14 protein-coding genes and 1 riboswitch are annotated in these 15,255 nt (G+C 72.7%); of the genes, 7 read left to right on the top strand and 7 right to left on the bottom strand.

Going from position 1 to position 15,255, the window contains the following annotated elements:
* Window positions 1–2 precede the first annotated feature (2 nt).
* Entirely contained in the window at window positions 3–1,010 is a 1,008-nt protein-coding gene (locus tag AW274_RS01245) for a FecCD family ABC transporter permease (RefSeq protein ID WP_232320002.1), read from the top strand.
* Window positions 1,007–1,765 carry an ABC transporter ATP-binding protein gene (locus tag AW274_RS01240; protein ID WP_062428461.1) on the top strand — a complete coding sequence of 253 codons (759 nt, stop codon included), beginning with the start codon at window positions 1,007–1,009 and terminating at the stop codon, window positions 1,763–1,765. The genes AW274_RS01245 and AW274_RS01240 overlap by 4 nt, the downstream gene beginning before the upstream one ends.
* Here the strand turns inward: AW274_RS01240 and AW274_RS01235 are convergent.
* Window positions 1,762–2,454, bottom strand: a complete 693-nt coding sequence (locus AW274_RS01235; RefSeq protein ID WP_157519705.1) for a hypothetical protein — start codon at window positions 2,452–2,454, stop codon at window positions 1,762–1,764. The genes AW274_RS01240 and AW274_RS01235 overlap by 4 nt on opposite strands.
* Before the next feature lie 18 nt (window positions 2,455–2,472).
* Window positions 2,473–2,683, top strand: a riboswitch (cobalamin riboswitch).
* A 100-nt stretch (window positions 2,684–2,783) separates the two neighbouring features.
* Between AW274_RS01235 and metE the strand changes: the two genes are divergently transcribed.
* Entirely contained in the window at window positions 2,784–4,988 is a 2,205-nt protein-coding gene (gene metE / locus AW274_RS01230; protein WP_062428457.1) for a 5-methyltetrahydropteroyltriglutamate--homocysteine S-methyltransferase, read from the top strand.
* Window positions 4,989–5,158: 170 nt separating this feature from the next.
* Complete coding sequence (locus tag AW274_RS01225; protein WP_062428455.1) at window positions 5,159–7,651, top strand: GmrSD restriction endonuclease domain-containing protein; 2,493 nt, start codon at window positions 5,159–5,161, stop codon at window positions 7,649–7,651.
* Here AW274_RS01225 and AW274_RS01220 read toward each other — a convergent pair.
* Window positions 7,632–8,114, bottom strand: coding sequence for a GNAT family N-acetyltransferase (locus tag AW274_RS01220; protein ID WP_062428453.1), 483 nt, complete (start codon window positions 8,112–8,114; stop codon window positions 7,632–7,634). The genes AW274_RS01225 and AW274_RS01220 overlap by 20 nt on opposite strands.
* A gap of 18 nt (window positions 8,115–8,132) precedes the next feature.
* Complete coding sequence (locus AW274_RS01215) at window positions 8,133–9,179, bottom strand: saccharopine dehydrogenase family protein (protein WP_062430075.1); 1,047 nt, start codon at window positions 9,177–9,179, stop codon at window positions 8,133–8,135.
* An 81-nt stretch (window positions 9,180–9,260) separates the two neighbouring features.
* Between AW274_RS01215 and AW274_RS01210 the strand changes: the two genes are divergently transcribed.
* Window positions 9,261–9,842 (top strand): TetR/AcrR family transcriptional regulator, encoded by a 582-nt coding sequence (locus AW274_RS01210; RefSeq protein WP_062428451.1) that lies wholly within the window; start codon window positions 9,261–9,263, stop codon window positions 9,840–9,842.
* A gap of 144 nt (window positions 9,843–9,986) precedes the next feature.
* Window positions 9,987–10,433: an ester cyclase gene (locus tag AW274_RS01205; RefSeq protein ID WP_062428449.1), complete on the top strand. Its 447-nt coding sequence runs from the start codon at window positions 9,987–9,989 to the stop codon at window positions 10,431–10,433.
* Here AW274_RS01205 and AW274_RS01200 read toward each other — a convergent pair.
* The 3 genes from AW274_RS01200 to AW274_RS01190 all read right to left on the bottom strand — a co-directional run bounded on the left by AW274_RS01200 (window position 10,430) and on the right by AW274_RS01190 (window position 13,068).
* Window positions 10,430–11,395, bottom strand: coding sequence for a TerC/Alx family metal homeostasis membrane protein (locus AW274_RS01200; RefSeq protein WP_269750540.1), 966 nt, complete (start codon window positions 11,393–11,395; stop codon window positions 10,430–10,432). The genes AW274_RS01205 and AW274_RS01200 overlap by 4 nt on opposite strands.
* 355 nt (window positions 11,396–11,750) lie before the next feature.
* Window positions 11,751–12,182 carry a hypothetical protein gene (locus AW274_RS01195; RefSeq protein ID WP_062428446.1) on the bottom strand — a complete coding sequence of 144 codons (432 nt, stop codon included), beginning with the start codon at window positions 12,180–12,182 and terminating at the stop codon, window positions 11,751–11,753.
* A 13-nt stretch (window positions 12,183–12,195) separates the two neighbouring features.
* The gene (locus AW274_RS01190; protein ID WP_062428444.1) at window positions 12,196–13,068 is read right to left on the bottom strand and encodes an SDR family NAD(P)-dependent oxidoreductase; all 873 of its coding nucleotides are present in this window, start codon (window positions 13,066–13,068) and stop codon (window positions 12,196–12,198) included.
* 33 nt (window positions 13,069–13,101) lie between these two features.
* Here AW274_RS01190 and AW274_RS01185 point away from each other — a divergent pair, with 33 nt between their 5' ends.
* Complete coding sequence (locus tag AW274_RS01185; protein WP_198168972.1) at window positions 13,102–13,545, top strand: MarR family winged helix-turn-helix transcriptional regulator; 444 nt, start codon at window positions 13,102–13,104, stop codon at window positions 13,543–13,545.
* A gap of 7 nt (window positions 13,546–13,552) precedes the next feature.
* Here AW274_RS01185 and alsS read toward each other — a convergent pair whose 3' ends face one another.
* On the bottom strand, window positions 13,553–15,244 hold the full coding sequence (gene alsS / locus AW274_RS01180) for an acetolactate synthase AlsS (protein ID WP_062428442.1): 1,692 nt from the start codon (window positions 15,242–15,244) through the stop codon (window positions 13,553–13,555).
* Between the last annotated feature and the right edge of the window lie 11 nt (window positions 15,245–15,255).

The raw sequence follows: 15,255 nt of genomic DNA, 5'->3' as shown, positions 1-15,255 counted from the left end.
CCGTGCGCGCCGCCGCCCGGCGGGTGACCCTGGCGGGCTCGGTGGTGCTGCTCGCCGTGCTGCTCGGGCTGTCCCTGATCGCCGCCGTCGGGCTCGGACCGGTCGACATCCCCTTCACGGACGTGTGGCGGATCGTCTTCGGCGACGCTCCCACGGGGCCGCCGGCGGTGATCGTGCGGGACATCCGGCTGCCCCGGGTCCTGCTCGGCGCGATCGTCGGCGCGGGCCTGGCCGTCACCGGCGCGGTGCTCCAGGGGGTGCTGCGCAACCCGCTGGCCGACCCCTACCTGATCGGCGCCAGCTCCGGGGCGTCACTGGGCGCGGTCCTGGCCCTGATGTCCGGGTTGTCGTGGCTGCTGCCCGTGGCCGCCTTCACCGGCGCCATGGCCACCTTCGCCGTGGTGCTGCTGCTGGCCCGGAACGGCGGGCAGCTCGGGGTCACCCGGCTGATCCTGTCGGGGGTCGCCGTCGCCGCGCTGGCGGAGGCCGCGACCAACTTCATCGTGCTCAACTCGCCCGACTCGCAACTGCGGTCGGCGCTGTTCTGGACGCTCGGCGGCCTGTCCGGCACCCAGTGGAGCGACCTGCCCGTCCCCGCGATCGTGGTCGCGGTCTTCGCCGGGTGGTTCTGGTCGCGGTCGGCCGGGCTGAACGCCCTCGTCCTGGGCGAGGAAGGGGCCACGAGCCTGGGCGTCGAGGTGAACCGGCTGCGGGTGCGGCTGGTCATCGGTTCGGCGATCACGGTCGGCGCGGTCGTGTCGGTCAGCGGCGGCATCGGGTTCGTGGCGCTGATGGTGCCGCACGCCGTCCGCATGGTCGTCGGCGGCGACAACCGGTGGGTGGTGCCGCTCAGCGCCCTGGCCGGGGCGCTGCTGATGGTGTGGGTGGACGTCGGGGCCCGCCTGCTCAACCAGCCCGACGAGATCCCCATCGGGGTCATCACCGCGATGCTGGGCGCGCCGTTCTTCCTGGTGCTGCTGGCCCGCGCCAACCGGAGGGCGTTCTCGTGAGCCTTTCCCTGGAGATCGAGGACGTCGCCTGGGCTCCCGTGCTCCACGACATCACGCTGTCGGTGCCGCCCGGGGAGATCCTCGGGCTGATCGGCCCCAACGGCAGCGGCAAGTCGAGCCTGCTGCGCTGCGTCTACCGGCGGCGGCGCCCCGACCGCGGCCGGATCCTGGTGGACGGCCTGAACGTGTGGACCGCCGGGGCGGGAGACGTCGCCCGCCGGGTGGCCGTCGTCACCCAGGACTCGCCCGCCGACCTGGAGAACAGCGTCGAGCAGATCGTCGCCCTCGGCCGGGTGCCCTACCTGGGCGGCCTGGGCCGCCTCACCCGCGCCGACCACGACCTGATCGACGAGGCGATGGAGCGGTGCGAGGTGCGCACACTCGCCCGCCGGTCCTACACGCACCTGTCGGGCGGCGAACGCCAGCGCGTCCACCTGGCCAGGGCGCTGGTCCAGCAGCCCGGCCTGCTCCTGCTCGACGAACCCACCAACCATCTGGACCTGCGTCACCAGGTGGAGCTGCTGCGGCTGGTGCGCTCCCTGGGCGTCACCGTCGTCGCCGCGCTGCACGACCTCCAGCTCGCCGGGGCCGCCTGCGACCGGCTGGCGGTGCTGAGCGCGGGCCGCCTGGTCGCCGACGGCCCGCCCGCGAAAGTGGTCACGAACGAACTGCTCGCCGAGGTGTACGGCGTCGCCGCGGAGGTGACCCGAGGCGCCGACGGGCTGCCCCGGGTCAACCTGCCGCTGTCCCGCTAGTTCGACCCCTCGGGCACCCCGTCGGCCGTCATGCCCCCCTCGCCCGGCGTGCTGCTCAGGTAGACGTGCTGGTGCCCGTTGCCGGCGTCGACGTTGACCGCGTCGAGCTGGGTGGCCGCGACCGACCAGGTCATCACGCCGGTCGTGCGCTGCCGCCGGGCCACGTCGAGGCAGCCCGCGCGCACGTCGGTGCCCAGCGTCCGGCAGAACGCGTAGGTGTCGACCGCGACCGCCATGCCGTCGACGGCGGTGCGGAAAGCGCCGCGCGCCACGTTCGTCGCGGTCGTGCCCGACGGCGTGACGGCGTGGCGCTCGACCGCCTGCTTCATCACCCGCTGCCAGTCGGCGACCTCCGCGTCGGTGGGGGTGCGGGCGGCCAGCGCGCCGCCGGGCGGCAGCGCCTCGCCCAGCCCCGCCATGACCGGGGTGATCTCCCCGGCCGTCGCACGGGCCATCGACGTCAGCTCGGTGACCTGCTGCACGTCCCGTTTCATCTCGGCCGCCCGCATCTCGGCGGCAGACGTCTCGGCGGGGTCGGGGGCGCCGAACAGGTAACCCAGCGAGCCCGCCACCGCGATGGCGGCCACCAGTCCGATCGCGTAACGCGACCGGGCGGGTCGGGGGGTCTCCGGGGCGGGCAGGACACGGGCCGATCGGGCCGTCTTGGAGGGCATGGTCCAGGTTTTCATCGCCCGGCCTTCCCGCGATAGTCTCGCGGGCGTGGATGGTTCGCCCGCCTCCGCCGGAGACGGGCGTCGTAAGAGGGAACCCGGTGCGAATCCGGGACTGCCCCGCAGCGGTATGTGGGAACGACCGCCGTCACCAGCACTGAGCCCCCCGGGCTTGGGAAGCGACGGCCAGTAGGAACGAGCACCAGCGCCCACGAGTCCGAAGACCTGCCTCCGCCCGCGCGCCGACCCCGGCGCGTGGTGGTACGCGGCCTCGTGGGAGGGCCTGCGCCGTCGAGCGCTGTCCTCCTCCTGCCCGGCCGCGAATCGGCGAGACGAGGGAAACAGCCGTGAACACGACGATTCTGGGTTACCCGCGCATCGGCGCGCGCCGGGAACTCAAGTTCGCCACCGAGGACTACTGGGCCGGCCGCATCGACGCCGCCCAGCTGGAGACCACCGCGGCGCACCTGCGCCGCTCGGTCTGGACCGAGCTGCGCGACGCGGGGCTCGGCGCCATCCCGTCGAACACCTTCTCCCTGTACGACCAGGTGCTCGACACCACCGTCATGATCGACGCCGTCCCGGCGCGCTACCGCGCCCTGACCGGCCTCGACCGCTACTTCGCCCTGGCCCGCGGCACGGCTGAGCTGCCGCCGCTGGAGATGACGAAGTGGTTCGACACGAACTACCACTACATCGTGCCGGAGCTCACCGCCGGCACCCGCTTCCGGCTGGCCGACGGCTCGGCCGCCAAGCCGGTCGCCGAATACCTCGAAGCCCGCCGCCTCGGAATCGAGACGCGCCCGGTGCTCGTCGGCCCGCTCACCTACCTGCTGCTGGCCAAGCCCGCGCCCGGCTCACCCGACGGGTTCGACCCGCTCGACCTGCTCGACCCCCTCGTCGAGGTCTACGCCGAGCTGCTCGAACGGCTCGCGGGCGCGGGTGCGTCGTGGGTGCAGCTCGACGAACCGGTCCTGGCCCGCGACCTGAGATCCCGCGACGTCGAGGCGCTCGGCCGGGCCTACCGGCGGCTCGGCGGGCTGGCCAGCCGGCCGAAGATCCTGCTCGCCACCTACTTCGGCGCGGTCGCGCCGGAGGCGCTGCGGGAGATCGCGGCCACCGACGTGGAGGGGGTCGCCCTCGACCTCGTCGCCGGCCCCGGCAACCTGGAGGCACTGGCCTCCGTCGGCGGCCTGCCGAGGAAGAAGGTGGTGGCCGGGGTCGTCGACGGGCGCAACGTCTGGCGGGCCGACCCGGCGCGGGTCAGGTCGGCGTACGCGGTCGTGCTCGGCCTCGCCGACACGGTCGAGCTGAGCACCTCGTGTTCGCTGCTGCACGTGCCCGTCGACCTCGGCACCGAGACGGCGCTCGACCCGGCGGTGCGGGCCCGGCTCGCGTTCGCCCGCCAGAAGGTCGCCGAACTGGTCGCCCTGGCCGCCGGCCTCGACGACGCGGAGTGGCCCGACGCCCCGAAGGCGGGGCACCGCGAACCGGTGCGCTTCGACGCCCGCCGGTCCGACCGGGAGGCGCGCCTCGCCGCCCAGCGGGAGAGGCTCGGCCTGCCCCCGCTGACCACCACGACCATCGGCTCGTTCCCGCAGACCGCCGAGATCCGCGCCGCCCGCGCCGACCTGCGGGCCGGCCGCATCGGCGAACCCGCCTACGTCGCCGCCATGCGCGCCGAGATCGCCCGCGTGATCAGGCTCCAGGAGGACCTCGGCCTGGACGTCCTCGTCCACGGCGAACCCGAACGCAACGACATGGTCCAGTACTTCGCCGAACAGCTCGACGGCTACGCCGCCACCGAAGCGGGCTGGGTCCAGTCCTACGGCACCAGGTGCGTCCGCCCCCCGATCCTGTACGGAGACATCACCCGCCCCCGCCCCATGACCGTCACCTGGGCCGCCTACGCCCAGTCGCTCACCCCGAAGCCGGTCAAGGGCATGCTCACCGGCCCGGTCACGATGCTGGCCTGGTCGTTCGTCCGCGACGACCAGCCGCTCGCCGAGACCGCCCGCCAGGTCGCCCTCGCCCTCCGCGACGAGATCGCCGACCTGGAGGCGGCCGGCATCGCGATCATCCAGGTCGACGAACCCGCCCTGCGCGAACTCCTCCCGCTCCGCGCCGCCGACCACGACGACTACCTGGCGTGGGCCGTCGGCGCCTTCCGCCTGGCCACCTCCGGCGCCGCCGACGCCACCCAGATCCACACCCACATGTGCTACTCGGAGTTCGGCGAGATCCTCAGCCCCATCGCCGACCTCGACGCCGACGTGACCAGCATCGAGGCGGCCCGCTCCCACATGGAACTCCTGCCCTACCTGCAAGCCGCCGGTTACGCCAACGGCATCGGCCCCGGCGTGTACGACATCCACTCCCCCCGCGTCCCCACGAGCGAGGAGATGGCCGCCAACCTCCGCACCGCCCTCCAGGCCGTCCCGGCCGACAGGTTGTGGGTCAACCCCGACTGCGGCCTGAAGACCCGCGCCTACCCGGAGACCCTGGCGGCCTTGGCCAACATGGTCGCCGCCGCCGCGGCCGAACGGGCATAGCCGCTCACCCGTTCCCGCCGCCGTGACGGCGGCGGGAACGCCGGTGGCGGGTGCGGGAATCGAACCCACCCGGACCGGCAGCTCCGAGACCAAGCATGGACATCTCGTCTGAACGGGCGCGACCGGTTCTCCGCGCGTAACGCGCGGTGGTCCGGCCGCGAAGTAGGGGCGTGAAGGCGACCGAGATCACCCTCCGCCGGCTGATCCAGGGCGACCAGCAGCTGCTGGTGCCGCTCTACCAGCGGCAGTACACCTGGGAGCGCCAGCAGCTGGGCCGGTTGTGGGCCGACGTCCGTGCGCAGGTCGACCTGCTCGCCGAAGGGCGCGACGACGCGCCGAGTCATTTCCTCGGCTCCGTCGTGCTCGCCCCCGGCCCCGATCTCGCACCGAGCCGCTCCCAGTGGATCGTGGTCGACGGCCAGCAGCGGCTGACCACCCTCATGCTGGCCCTGTGCGCCCTGCGTGACCACCTCATCCCGGAGGATCCCGGTCACCGCGAGCGCATCGACGAGCCGCACCTGATCAACAAGTTCCAGCGGGGCGAACGGCGCTACCGCCTGCTGCCCACCCAGGCCGACCGCGACGCGTTCAAGGCGTGCGTCGACGCCGTGCCGGAGGGCAGGCTCGGCAGCCTGGTCGGCAACGCCTACCAGTACTTCCGGACCATGATCGAGGAGTTCGACGACCCGGCCGACCCCCATGACGTCGCCCGGGTCGAGTCGGTGCTGCTCGACCGGCTGAACCTGGTGCTCATCACGGTCGAGAAGGACGACAACGCCTTCCGCATCTTCGAGTCGATCAACAACACCGGCATGCGGCTGAGCCAGGTCGACCTGATCCGCAACTACGTCTTCATGTGCCTGCCCACCCGGGGGCAGCAGGTCTACGACGACCACTGGAAGCCGATCCAGGACCTCCTCGACGCCAAGGCCATGGAACAGCTGATGTTCCTGGTCCTGGTGCTCGAACGCGGTGACGCCGCTCAGTACAACGCCGTCTACCGGGGCCACCAGGAGCTCCTGCAGGCGATGGGCAGAGACGAGCCGCGCATCGAGTCGTACGTCGCCGGCCTGCACCGGCGCGCCCGGCACCTGCGGGCGATCCTGGCTCCCGAGGGAGACGGCGAGATCGCCGACCGGCTCCGGTTCCTCAACGAGTGGCAGGCCACCACGACCTACCCGCTCGTCATGCGTCTCCTGGAGTTCCGGGAAGAGGGGCTGGTGGACGACGCCCAGATCGCCGAGGCGCTCCGCTACGTCGAGAGCTTCCTGGTCCGCCGTCTGATCGCCGCCGTGTCCACCAGCAACCTCAACCGCATCTTCCAGCGGCTGGCCGCGACCGTCACCTCCGACGACCCGGCGGGGGAGGTGCGCCGCGAGTTGTCGGCCGCGCGTCTCTACTGGGCCGACGACGACCAGCTGCGCACCGAGATCCGCGACCGGGCCTTCTACTGGCAGGGCCGCGCGGTCCAGCAGAAGCTCGTGCTCCGCCGCATCGAGGAGTCGCTCGGCAGCAAGGAGCGCGTCGACCTCGCCGACCGGCGCATCACGATCGAGCACGTCCTGCCGCAGACCCTGACCCCGGCGTGGCGGGCCGAACTCGCCGCGCAGGATCCCGAGGGGCTGCACAGCGGCCTCGTCCACACTCTCGGCAACCTCACCCTGAGCGGCTACAACTCCGAGCTGAGCAACCACTCGTTCGCCGTCAAACGCGCCGCCCTGGGGCAGAGCGGCCTGGTCATGAACCAGGAGATCGCCGCCAATCCGACCTGGGGCGAGCCGGAGATCCGGGCCCGCGCCGGTCTGCTGGCCGATCGCGCGATCGAGATCTGGCCCGGCCCGGAGAAGACCGACCGGGGCTCCGCCGCCTCCCGCGACTGGACGCTGCTCCACCGCGCCCTGGCCGCGCTGCCGCCCGGCACCTGGACGTCCTACTCCGACCTGGCCGAGCTCATCGGATCCCACGCGGTCCCCGTCGGCGTCCACCTCGGGAGCACGACCGTGCTCAACGCCCACCGGGTCCTCACCAAGGCGGGCCAGGTGTCGGAGGGCTTCCGCTGGCCCGACCCCGCCGACACCCGCGACGTCACCGCGCTGCTGGCGGCCGAAGGGGTGCCCCTCGACGCGGCCGGCCGGGCCGATCCGGCCCGTCACCTGACCGCCCGCGAACTCGCCGAACTCGTCGGCCTGCCGGGGGCCGGCATCGTCGACGACGTGGGGGAGTTCGACCCGGCCTCCGGCGAACTCGCGCGCCTGGTGACGCAGCTCAACGACGCGAGCGGCCCGCAGGCCGCCGGGGCGGTCCAGCGGGTCGTCGACCACTGGGTCAAGACGGGCGGCCGGCTCGTGCACGGCACTTCGGCCGGCGCCTCGTGCGGGCTCTCCCGCAGGTCGGGCAGTCGCGACGTGGTCGTCGGCCGCGTGTACGCCAAGACCTTCGAGATCCCGTTCGGCGCGCTGCTCAAGCATCCGCCGTTCGACGACCTGGCGCTCCGCGAGGAGCTGCGCACCCGCCTCAACGACGCGCCCGGCGTGGACATCCCGGTGGCGAAGCTGAACCTCTACCCGTCGATCCCGAACACGCGGCTGGCTGATCCGGCGGTGTTCGACGTGGTCGTGGCGACGCTCGACTGGTTCTCGGCGGTCATGGCCGCAGACGGCTGACCGGCACCCGCAGCACCCGTTCGCCCTCGTGGTCGATCCCGGTGTCCTCGAACCCCAGCCGCAGGTAGAACCCCATCGGCGAGCCGATCTCTCCGTGGTGGACGCTGGTCAGCAACTCCTCGGCCCCGGGCCGGGTGCCGAGGTAGTCGGCCAGTGCGGCCAGGGCCGCCCGCCCGTAGCCGCGTCCCTGGTACCGGGCGTCCACGAGGAGCCGCCACAGGAAGTAGGGGCCGAGGATCTCCGGGTCGCCCGGCGGCACGTCGTCGCTGATCATCAGGAATCCGACCGGCGTCTCGCCGGCGTAGATCGCCCAGTAGCGCGGCTTCGCCTCCGGGTAACGTTCGGCGTCGGCGAAGGAGTCGGCCACGCCGGCCACGTATTCGTCCTGCTCGGGGGCGACGCGCAGCGCCGTCACGGCGTCGCGGTCGGCGTCGGTGACGGGGCGGAGCGTGACGTCGGGCATGTGCCGGATTGTGACACGTCAGCGGGTGACCGTGAACTCGGCGCCGGCCGCCAGGGCCACCTCGGGGCCGAGCAGCCGGGCCGGGGTGAACGCCCCCGGGCGGCCCTCGCCGGCGGCCAGGCGGCGGGCCACCTCCGTCACGGCTTCGACGGTGAACGTCATCGCCTCCCCGGTGCGCAACCAGCCCTCGCGCACCCGCCCCGACGGCCATTCGACCCGGGCGCGCGCCCACGACGACGGGCGCGGGCGCTCCTTCGCCGTGGCGATCGTGACCCGGGCCAGCCGCCGGGCGGCGAACCCGGCCACGCCGGGCAGCCGCAACACGCCGCCGACCGCCGGGAGGGCGGCCCGGACGGCCGGATTGGCCGGGACCAGCGCCGACGCGCCGATCACCGAGTCCGCGCCGCTGGCCCGCCAGGCGGCGAACAACTCGCCGCTGCCCAAAGCGGCGGTGGTGACCACGTCGCCCTCGGGGGTGGTCAGCCGTTCGGCGGCCCGGCCGGCCCGGGTGCGCACCAGCCGGCCCCGCCGCACCTCCCGGCCGCCGTCGCGCATCGTCTCCACGATCGTGGACGCCAGCGCCGCGCCGATGGGGCCGGCCTCGATCGCGACGGACGCGACGGCGTCGACCCGGACCCGCGACGGCTGCTCCTCGCCCGCCAGCAGGTGGAGCAGGATGCTCTCGGTCGCCAGCACGCCGAAGCCCGCCCCGGAGACCAGCGTGCGCCCGGCCTCGCCGCCGATGGCGTGCAGCGCCTCGAAGGCGCTCAGCTCGTTGGCGACGTCGACGTAGCAGGTGCCGGGCGGGCAGGCCCGGACGACCTTCGGCGCGGTCGCGGTGAACGGGCCCACCGTGTTGACCACGACCGCCGGTCTCTCTGCGGCCAGCCGCGCGCAGACCTCGTCGAGTGAGCCGGTGACCGCCCGGAGGTCCGGGCCTGCCGTCGCCAGCCGCTCCCGCTCGCGGCCGGTCACGACCACTTCGGCCCCCGCCTTCCGGAGCAGCGTGACCGCCTCGCGGCCGACCCGCCCGGTCGCGCCGAGCACCCAGATCTCCCCAGCCATGGTCGCCTCCATAAGTGATGACATGTCGTGTCATCACTATGGCATGGCATGACACGACGTGTCATCAGTAGGATCTGCCGCATGAGTCGATGGCAGCCGGGTACGCGGGAACGGCTCGAACAGGCGGCGCTCGAACTCTTCGCCGAGCAGGGCTTCACCGAGACCACCGTGCCGCAGATCACGGCCAGGGCCGGGCTCACCACCCGCACCTTCTTCCGGCACTTCGCCGACAAGCGCGAGGTGCTGTTCTCGGGGGAGGAGTCGGTGCCCGGCCAGGTGGCCCGCCTCATGGCCGCCGCCCCGCCGTCGCTCGGGCCGATGGACCTGATCGCCGAGGGCCTGGCCCCGGCCCTGGTCGAGCTCTTCGAGGGCCGCAGCCTCGACTACCTGCTGCGCCGCCGGGCCGTGATCGACGCCGAACCCGCCCTGCACGAGCGGGAGCTGCGCAAGTGGGCGCTCATGTCGGAGGCGCTGGAGCAGGGCTTCCGCGACCGCGGCGCCGACCAGCTGACCGCCCGGCTGGCCGCCGAACTCGCCGTGACCGCCATCAGGACGGCGGTCACCCGGTGGCTCGACCGCGACGGCGAGCCCGGCCTCCCGGAGGCGATCGAGGAGACCCTGGCGGCGATGAAACGGCTGACGGTTACGGGATCTTTGCCCTGATGGCACCGCTATGGGGTGGCCGCGACGCCGCGCCGCCTTCCGGGACGTCCGCAACACGCTATCGGGATCGGTGACTGACCCCGTGCTGGATAGTTTCGAAAAAAGGGGACTCCTGTCTCCGGTCGCTATTGAAGGGCTTTCGTCATGTCCGATTCCTGGGACATCCGACGCCGATTGAGCAACGCCATCAACGCGCACGACATGCCCGGGCTGCTCGCGATCTACAGCCCCGACGCCGTCCTGGTGGCCCCGGCGGGCATCGCCGAAGGGCGGGATGAGATCGCCTGGTTCTACGAGCAGGCCTTCGACGCCTTTCCCGACTACCGCCAGACGGCCTGGCTGGAGGTGCCGGGTGACGACCCCATGGTGCGGGAATGGGTGTTCACCGGCACCCACCTCGGGAACCTGCTGTTGCCCGACGGGCGGGAGGTGCAGGGGACCGGCCGGCACATCACGGTCCGGGCCGCCTGCATGACCTATGTCGTGGACGGACTGGTCGTCACCCACCGCGACTACTACGACCAGCTGGAGTTGTACAGCCAGCTCGGCTTCGGCCTGGCCGAGTCGCCGCGCGCCAGCGCGGGCTGTTAGCGCCTGACCGGCTGCCCGGGCGGTTCGGCGGGCTCGGCGTCGCGGCGGTTGGCGGCGACGCTGGTGATCGTGACCGTGGCCAGGATCGCGATGATGACCCCCAGCGACAGCAGGGTGGGGATCTCCGGCACCCACGTCCAGATGCCGTGGGCCCAGTGCAGGATGAGCTTGATCCCGATGAACGCCAGGATCGCGCCGAGGCCGTGGTTCAGGTGCCGGAGCCTCGTCAGGACGTCCATGAGCACGAAATAGAGCGCGCGCAGGCCCAGCAGGGCGAAGGCGTTGGTGGCGAAGACGAGGAACGGGTCCTGGGTCACGCCGTAGACGGCGGGCACCGAGTCGACCGCGAACACGATGTCGGTGGCGAAGACGGCCACGACCGCCAGCGCCAGCGGGGTCAGGGCCCGCCGCCCGCCCTCGCGGACGACCAGGTGGGAGCCCCGGTAGTCGTCGGTGACGGGCATGACGCGGCGCAGCAGCCGGACGGTCCGCATGGAGGAGATGTCGACCTCCTGCCCGTGCCCGGCCATGGAGTCCTTGACGATCTTCCCGGCGGCGGCGATCAGCACCGCGCCGAACAGCAGGAACGCCCACGTGCCGCTCTGCAGGACGGCCGCCCCCAGGGCGATGAACACCGCGCGCAGCGCCAGCGCCCCGATGATGCCGAGCAGCAGGACCCGCTGGGCCAGCGCGTCGGGCACCGCGAACGACGACAGCAGCAGCATGAACACGAACAGGTTGTCGACCGACAGGGACTTCTCGACCATGTAGCCGGTGTAGAACTCCACCGCCACGCCCGACCCGTGGGCCACCCACACCCACACGCCGAAGACCAGCGGCAGCGCCAGGTAGAAGATCGACCAGCCCACCGCCTCGCGCATCCGCACGTGGTGCGGGCGGTGGGTCAGGATGAAGTCGACGGTCAGCAGCAGGGCCAGTGCGGCCACGGTGATCGCCCACAGGACCGGGGAACCGATCGTCTCCAGAACAACCCCTCCTCGAACAAGCTCGGCTGTTCGAGGTCTCCTTCGCCCGTGGCGTGGGCGGCCATCCGGGAACGTTCGGTCACGTCCGTACTGACCGGATCGGCGCTTGGGAAGTACTCCCCCCGTCCGTCCACCTTAAGGCATTTGACCAGGTCTGTGACGTGCGGGAATAGTGAAAGGAACCCCCGACGAGGTCGAGGAGGGATCAACATGCCGGACACCCTGATTCTCGAGGTCCTCCTGGGCGTGCTGGTCGTGATCTGCGGGATCATCACCAACGCGGCCCTGTGGCCGACCTCCGGCCGGCGACGCCGGCGTGGCTGACCGCCCTTCAGGTCGTGGACGGAACCGGGCGGCCGAACACCAGGTAGAGGATGTCGGCGATGACGATCCAGATCGCCGTGGCGATCACCAGGGCGAGCCACGCGGGCACCGTCACCGCCAGCCCCCACACGCACCCGGCGAACCCGATGAGGCCCGCCGCGCCGAGCACCATGCCCTTGGCGTCGTGGGCGACCGGCCGGCCGCGCTGCTCCTTGGTCGCGATCAGCGCCAGCGTGGCCGCCAGCGCGGCGGGCACGGCCAGGGAGACGCCGCCGACCACCGGACCCCAGCGGTCGGCGACCAGGCCCGCGACCACGAAGATCGCCGCGCTGAGCGCGAAACGCACGGCCAGGTCGGGCGCGGACACGGAGCGCAGTCTCAGGCGGATGCCCTCTTCGCGACGGCGGAATCGGCCGGGTTCCCTCGGGCTCTCGTCCACGGGCGTTCTCCTGTCAGCGGGCCGGTGAGCCGGTCTCTGCCCCTTCCCGGCCGGAATATCCGTCGACGACGCGCTCGGTCTCCCGCCACAACCGGGCCGCCGGTTCGGGGTCGCCCGCAGGGGCCGGTGGCGTGATCGCGCGGGCCCCCGGGACCGAGTAGTAGCCGCCCGACCGCCCGGCGAAGGCGGGGTCGGCGGCGAGGGTGGTGATCAGGGCCGCGCCACGCGCCGGGTCGCCGATCGACCACCGGGTGAGCAGCCTCTCCAGCGGGACGGCGAAGCGGAGTTCGCGGCCGAGGCCGGTGGTGTTGAAGCCGGGATTCAGGCAGTTCGCGGTGACGGTGGTGCCGGCCAGCCGGCGGGCGAGTTCGAGGGTGAACATGATGCCGAGCAGCTTGCTCCGCCCGTAGTGGGCCGACGACCCGCGTGCGGTGAACGGGACGATCTCCGTCAGGTCGTCCGGCAGGCGCAGCGCACCGTGGTGGCGGGCGGCCTGCGAGGCGACGTTCACGACCCGCGCGGCCGGGGCTCGGCGCAGCGCGGGCAGCAGTTCGCGGGTCAGCAGCCAGGGGGCCAGGTAGTTGACCGCGACCATCTCGGGCAGGCCGTCGGCGGTGGCGCGCGGGGTGAAGGCGTGCAGCCCGGCGTTGTTGACGAGCACGTCGACGCGCTCGTGGCGGCCGGTGATCTCGCGGGCGATCCGGCGCACGTCGGCGAGCCGGGACAGGTCGCCCAGGACGACCTCGACCCCCGCCTCGGCGCGCAGTTCCTCGGCCTTGCGGGGATCGCGGGCGGTGATCACGACGTGGGCGCCCCGGCGGGCCAGGGTGAGCGCGGCCAGGCGGCCCAGGCCGCCGGTGGCGCCGGTGATGACGATGGTTTGCATATGCCCATCACTTTAGGGCGATATGATTTGCATGTGCAAACCAACTCCGACCGGGCTGCGCTCGAACTGGCGCTGGGCGAGCAGATCAACGCGCTGCTGAGCGCGAGCCGGGCGCTGAGCGAGCGCAGCGCCGCGCACTTCCACGAAGGGCTGCAACCGGCCGCGTTCCACATCGCCCGCTGGCTCTACGCCTTCGGCCCGGCCAGGCCGAGCGCCGTCGCCGAGGCCGTCGGCATGGACCGCAGCTCCACCAGCACCCTGATCGGCCGGATGCGCTCCCTGGCGCTGCTCGACGCCTCCCGCGCGCCCGACGACGGCCGCAGCGTCATCGTCGCGCTGACCGAGGAGGGCCGCCGCCGCGTCGCGGCCACTCTCGACGAGCGCGGCCGGGAGTTCTCCGCCCGCACCCGCGACTGGCCCGACGACGACCTGGCCACGCTGGTGACCCTGCTCGCCCGGTTCGTCGCGGACGCCTGAGCGGCCGTCAGGCGAGCACGCCGTCGTGCAGCTCGGCGAACAGGTCGGTGTTGTGGCTGTAGTCGACGGTCACGTCGATGATCGTCACGCCGGGCATGGTGAGCGTCTCGCGGCTCAGGGCCTGCCGGAGTTCGGTCTCGAACTCCTCCATCGTGGCGACCCTGATCCCGTGGGCGCCGAAGGCCCCGGCGTACTGGACGATGTCGTAGTCGCCGAGCCGGACCCCGGAGGTCCGGCCGTATTTCAGCTTCTCCTGGAAGGCGACCATGTCGTAGGTGTTGTCGCGCAGGATCACGTGGGTCAGCCGCAGGCCCAGGCGGGTGGCCGTCTCGAGTTCCTGGGCGGTGAACAGGAAGCCGCCGTCGCCGGAGATCGAGACGACCTGGGTGGCCGGGCGCAGCATGGCGGCGACCATGGCCCAGGGGAGGGCCACCCCGAGCGTCTGCTGGCCGTTGGAGAACAGCAGGTGCCGGGGCTCGTAGCTGCGGAAGTGCCGGGCGGTGTAGATGTAGTTCGACCCGATGTCGGCCACGACCGTGGCGTCGTCGTCGACCAGTTCCCTGATCTTGAGGATGACGGCCGCCGGGTTCAGGCCGAGGTCGGTGGCCGGGGCGGCCAGCGCCCGTTCGTCGATCCGGGCCAGTTCGCGGCGCTGTTCGGCGACGGCGGCGTTGTCCTTCTCGCTCAGCCGCAACCCGGCCAGCGGCCGGGCCAGCTCGGTGAGGGTGGCGGCGATGTCGCCGCGCAGCTCGATCACCGGCTGGTAGGCGTCGTCGATGTCGGCGTTCACCGAGTCGACGTGCACGATCGGGCGCGACGGGTCGAGGTTCCACAGGCCAGGGTCGTACTCGACCGCGTCGAAGCCGACCGTGACGAGCAGGTCGGCGTGCGCGATGAGGACGTCTCCCGGCTGGTTGCGGAACAGCCCGACCCGGCCGATGAAGTGGTCCTCCAGCTTCCGGGAGACCACCCCGGCCGCCTGGAAGGTCTCCACCACCGGCAGGTCGGTGCCCGCGATCAGCTCACGCAGGGCGGCGCAGGCGTCGGGGTCGGCCGACCGCAGGCCCGCCAGGATCACCGGGCGCTCCGCGTCGCGGATCAGCTCCGCCGCCCGCCTGATCCGCTCGCTGGGCGCGGGGCCCATCGGGGGCACCGGCAGCGCCCGGGTGATGCGCGCGCCGGTCGGCGCGGCGGCGACGTCCATGGGCAGGATCACCGCGGCCGCGCCGCGCGGCTCGGTCGTCGCGGCGCGCAGGGCGTTCGCGAGGGCCTCGGCGACGTCGTCGGGGTCGTCGACCTCGCCCACCCACTTGGTGACCGGCTTGAGCGCGGCGGCGGCGTCCATCGTCTGGTGGGTGCGTTTGAGCCGGTCGCGCCGGGCGACCGCGCCGCACAGGGCCAGCATCGGGAACTGCTCGGTGTTGGCGGTGAGCAGGCCGGTGACCAGGTTGGTGGTGCCCGGCCCCGAGGTGACCAGGGCGCAGCCCGGCACCCCGGTCAGCCGCCCGACCGCCGCCGCCATCAGCGCGGCGTTCTGCTCGTGGCGGCACACCACGAGCTGGGGGCCGCCGTCGACGAGGGCGTCGTACAGTTCGTCGATCTTCGCTCCCGGTACGCCGAACACGTAGCGCACGCCGAACGCCGCCAGAGTCTCCACCGCGCGCTGCGCCGAGCGCGCCGGTCCGTCGTCGTGGCCCATGGTCGTCACTC

The sequence above is a fragment of the Herbidospora daliensis genome (genome assembly GCF_001570585.1).
GTDB classification, from domain to species: Bacteria; Actinomycetota; Actinomycetes; order Streptosporangiales; family Streptosporangiaceae; genus Herbidospora; species Herbidospora daliensis.
The sequence above is the reverse complement of the archived record's forward strand: the minus strand, read 5'-3'. Positions and strand labels throughout refer to the sequence as shown.

Coding starts and splice junctions, on each gene's coding strand:
- alsS (WP_062428442.1), bottom strand. CDS start 15,244: ATGGGCCACGACGACGGACCGGCGCGCTCGGCGCAGCGCGCGGTGGAG.
- AW274_RS01190 (WP_062428444.1), bottom strand. CDS start 13,068: ATGCAAACCATCGTCATCACCGGCGCCACCGGCGGCCTGGGCCGCCTG.
- AW274_RS01210 (WP_062428451.1), top strand. CDS start 9,261: ATGAGTCGATGGCAGCCGGGTACGCGGGAACGGCTCGAACAGGCGGCG.
- AW274_RS01215 (WP_062430075.1), bottom strand. CDS start 9,179: ATGGCTGGGGAGATCTGGGTGCTCGGCGCGACCGGGCGGGTCGGCCGC.
- AW274_RS01235 (WP_157519705.1), bottom strand. CDS start 2,454: ATGAAAACCTGGACCATGCCCTCCAAGACGGCCCGATCGGCCCGTGTC.
- AW274_RS01220 (WP_062428453.1), bottom strand. CDS start 8,114: ATGCCCGACGTCACGCTCCGCCCCGTCACCGACGCCGACCGCGACGCC.
- AW274_RS01205 (WP_062428449.1), top strand. CDS start 9,987: ATGTCCGATTCCTGGGACATCCGACGCCGATTGAGCAACGCCATCAAC.